At 66.2% G+C, this 3,812-nt stretch carries 4 protein-coding genes and 1 pseudogene; 1 reads left to right on the top strand and 4 read right to left on the bottom strand.

Annotated features, from left to right (window positions below; all coding sequences use genetic code 11):
• Nucleotides 1-168 precede the first annotated feature (168 nt).
• From BEN49_RS12440 to BEN49_RS26915, 4 genes and pseudogenes are all read right to left on the bottom strand, one after another.
• Nucleotides 169-711, bottom strand: a complete 543-nt coding sequence (locus BEN49_RS12440) for an ATP-binding protein (RefSeq protein WP_125916820.1) — start codon at nucleotides 709-711, stop codon at nucleotides 169-171.
• Nucleotides 712-1,031: 320 nt separating this feature from the next.
• Nucleotides 1,032-1,742 (bottom strand): annotated as a pseudogene (locus BEN49_RS29530) (PAS domain S-box protein); the annotation flags it as partial.
• Nucleotides 1,658-2,806 (bottom strand): GAF domain-containing protein, encoded by a 1,149-nt coding sequence (locus BEN49_RS25675; RefSeq protein WP_158022888.1) that lies wholly within the window; start codon nucleotides 2,804-2,806, stop codon nucleotides 1,658-1,660. The pseudogene BEN49_RS29530 and the gene BEN49_RS25675, both read right to left, overlap by 85 nt.
• Nucleotides 2,770-3,240: a PAS domain-containing protein gene (locus BEN49_RS26915; RefSeq protein WP_070743898.1), complete on the bottom strand. Its 471-nt coding sequence runs from the start codon at nucleotides 3,238-3,240 to the stop codon at nucleotides 2,770-2,772. The genes BEN49_RS25675 and BEN49_RS26915 overlap by 37 nt, the downstream gene beginning before the upstream one ends.
• 86 nt (nucleotides 3,241-3,326) lie before the next feature.
• Here BEN49_RS26915 and BEN49_RS12425 point away from each other — a divergent pair.
• On the top strand, nucleotides 3,327-3,812 hold a 486-nt coding region (locus tag BEN49_RS12425), incomplete at its 3' end, for a glycosyltransferase (protein ID WP_498366035.1).

Here is a 3,812-nt window from a genome sequence, read left to right as displayed (position 1 = left end):
AGAGGGCTCGGGGGCCCCGGCGGGGGCGTACGGTGCGCCGGGGTGGGCGGGGGCGCACCCAGCGGTGCAGCACCTCGTTCAGGCGCTGTGTTTTCACGGGCTTGCCCACGTAGTCGTCCATGCCCTGGCGCATGAAGCGGCTGGCGTCTTCCTGCATTGAGTAGGCCGTCATGGCCACCACGGGCGGCAGCCGGTGCCCAGGTGCTCCCGAATTTCGCGGGTAGCCGTGATGCCGTCCATGTCGGGCATCTGGATGTCCATAAAAATCAGGTCGTAGTTGGCCCCCAATGCCGTGGCCTGGGCGATGGCGTCGGGGCCATCGGTGGCCACGTCCACCACGCAGCCCAACTTGTGCAGCAGGCGCTGGCCTACTTTTTGGTTGATGGGATTGTCGTCGACGAGCAGGATATGGGGCGGGGTGAGAAATACCTGCACGGGACCTTCGGGCTCAGGCAAATGCACGGGCAGGTCTTCAAATTCGGCTTGGCGGCAGCGGATGGTAAACCAGAACACGCTGCCCTGGCCGGTGTCGGAAAACACGCCGATTTCGCCGCCCAGCAGCTCGGCCAGCTGGCGACTGATGGCAAGCCCTAGCCCCGTACCGCCGTAGGTCTTACTAGAAGTGGTATCGAGCTGAGTGAAGTTGGTGAACAGCCGTGACGCATCGTCAGGCGAAATGCCGATGCCCGAGTCCTGCACTGCGAAGCGCACGGTGTGGTAGTCGCCGTCGTGGCCACCGACGATACCACCACGCTCACTGTGCCCTCGTTGGTGAACTTGAGAGCATTGGCTACCAGGTTGGAGAGAATTTGCAGCAGGCGTACCTCGTCCGTTACCACGAAGCGCGGCGTGTGGGGCGTGATGTGGTAGGTGAAGATGAGGCGCTTCTGCTCGGCCCGGTACAAGAAGAGTGAACGGATGCGCTCAAGCACCGCCTTCAGCTCCAGGGCACCTTCCTGCAGGCGCATCTTGCCCGCTTGAATCTTACTCAGGTCGAGAATGTCGTTGAGGATGGTGAGCAACGCGTCGCTGCTCTTGCGCAGCGTCTCTACGTACTCACGCTGCTCGTCGGTGTTTACCGTTTGGTTCAGCAGATCAATCATGCCGATGATGCCGTTCATGGGCGTGCGCAACTCGTGGCTCATGTTGGCCAGAAACTGCGTTTTGGCCTCCAGGGCGGCCTCGGCCGTTTCCTTGGCGGTGCGCAGGTCGTCCTGCATCTGGTGCAGCTCGGTCACGTCGCGGGCAATGCCCTCGCTGCCGGGGGCCCCCTGCAGGGCCTGGCGGGCGTTGATGAGCACACTTACCGGGTGGCCGGCGCGGTGGCGCATAGCGGTTTCAAAGTTGCGCAGGCTGCCGGTGTGCTCCACCAAGCTGGCCAGGCGGTCGGTGGTGGTGGCTTCGTAGAAGAAATCCTGCACCGGGCGGCCCAGCACCTCGTGGGGCTCGTAGCCCAGCACCTCGCGCACCGAGGGGCTGACGATGGTGAGCAGGCCCGCCTCGTCAGTGCGGTAGTACACGTCCTGGAACGACTCGAAAATGGAGCGAAACTTCTCCTCCTGCGCCTCCAGGGCCAGCTGGGCCCGCTTCTGCTCGGTGATGTCGTGGGCAATGGCCGAGATTTCCTCAAACGAGCCGTCGCCGAGGTAAATCGGGTTCAGGTGCACCTCAATCCAGAGGTCGCGGCCGCGCAAGTCGCGCAGGCGCACCTCAAAGCGCTGGGGCTGCCCGGTTTCGGCCAGCTGGTAGTACTGCGTGAAGGTCGAGCGGGGCTCGTCGTCCATGCGGGCCAGGTCGGCCACGCGCAGGTCGAGGCCGCGGGTGGCGGGGCCCCGTTGCGGCGCAGGAAGTAGGCCCCGTAGTTGCGGTTGAACGAGGCCAGGCGGCCGCGCCCGTCCACGGTCCACATCAGGTGCGAGCCGCTCTCAAAAATGGCGTTCAGGCGCGCGTTTTGGCGCTGGATCTGCTCCTCGTTGCGCTTGCGCTCGATGGCCAGCGCCACCTGGTTCGAGATGAAGTGGAGCACGTCCAGGTCGCCGGGCGCGTAGGCGTCGGGGCGGTGGTAGTCCTGCACGGCCAGCACCCCGATGATGCGCTCGCCCACGCTCAACGGCGAGGCCAGCATCACCTCCGGCATCAGCCCGAAGGCCGTGATGGTGCCGTTTTGCACCAGCTGCTGCATCTCGGCCCGGGTGATGTAGCGGGGCTGCCCGCCGCGGATGACGTACTCCGAGAGGCCCGACGAGAACGGGCGCGGGGCGTGGGCCCGGGGCTGGGGGTGCTGGTCGACGTAGTAGGCAAACTGCAGCTCGGTGCGGGCGTCGTCGCAGAGGGCAATGAACAGGTTGCTGGTTTCGATGATCTTGCTCAGCTCGCGGTGGATGGCCCCGTAGAGGGCGGCCAAATCCTTGGCGCTGATGGCCAGGTTGGCGATGCTGTAGTACACCTTTTGCAGGCGCTCGGCCTTGATGCGGTCGGTGATGTCGTGCAGGATGGCGTGGCCACTCACCGGCTGGCCGGGCTCGCGCACGGCGCTGAGGCTGCCGATGAGGTGCACCGGCTTGCCGGTGCTGGTGAGGAACACGGTCTCAATTTTGTTCACCGGCTCGCCTTCGTACAAGTTGCGCAGCTGGTAGAGCAGCTTGGCCTTGTAGTAGGGGTGCACCACGTCGGTGAGGGAGCGGTTGGCCAGGTCGGCGTCGGTGTAGCCGAGCTTTTCCTTCCAGGCCTTGTTCACGAAGAGTAAGTTATTCTCGGCGCTCAGGTGCATCACCAAGTCCTGGGCGTTGTCGAGGAACTCCTGCAAGTGCGAGCGTCGTGGCCGGCCAGCGCGGGCGGGGGGCCGCTGCGGTCGGCAATTTCCTGGCCCGCCAGCCAGAGGCCCGTCACCTGGCCGCCGGCGTCGCGGGCGAAGCCGCCCTGCCAGCGCAGCAAGCGCACGTAGCCGGCGCGCGTGAGCACGGCGCACTCCAGGCGGTCGTCGAGGCGCTCGCGCTGCACGTAGTCCTGGTGGGCCTGTTCGCGGGCGGCTCGCTCGCTGGGCGGCACAAACAGGCGGTAAAACGAGCGTCCCAGCACCTGCGCCCGCTCGTAGCCGGTGAGGGCCAGGAACGTCGCGTTCACGTCTGCCACCAGCCCCTGGCGGTCGGCCAGCACGTACGACTGCCCCAGCTGGTCGAACAGCGCGGGCAACGGAGGAACGACGGGCGTGGGCGGCTGAACCGTGTGGGAAGGCGACATAAACACGAGCGGATAGGAAATAGAAATAGGGCCCCGTGCGGCACAACCCGCGCAGACGTAAGTTTGGCCAAATTACCACCAAAAATATGATGCCGCTGGGAAAAAATCAGCCACCACCGCGGCGGCCTTCCCCCGGGCCCCGGCTGCTCTTCGCCGCCACCACCGATTTGGTGCACGACCAGCGCATGCAGCGCATCTGCGGCAGCTTACAAGCCGCTGGCTACCAGGTAGAATTGGTGGGATGGGCGCGGCCCGCCTCGGGGCCCCTGCCGGCCCAGCACTACCGCCAGCACCGCCTGCGCGGCTGGTTCCAAACGGGCAAGCTGTTCTACCTGGAGTACAACCTGCGCCTGCTGCTGCACCTGCTGCGCCGGCGCGCCGACGCCTGGTGCGCCGTGGACCTCGACACGGCCCTGCCCGTGTGGCTGCGGGCCCGCCTGGGCGGCCAGCCGCTGGTGTACGACGCCCACGAGCTGTTCACGGAAACGCCCGAGGTGGTGGGCCGGCCGCCGTGCAGCGCGCCTGGCGCTGGGTGGAGGGCTTCGTGGTGCCCCCGCGCCCGGCTGGCCTAC

Origin of the sequence: Hymenobacter coccineus, assembly GCF_001816125.1 — a bacterium.
Taxonomy (GTDB): Bacteria; Bacteroidota; Bacteroidia; order Cytophagales; family Hymenobacteraceae; genus Hymenobacter; species Hymenobacter coccineus.
This window is presented reverse-complemented; position numbering and strand designations above follow the sequence as displayed.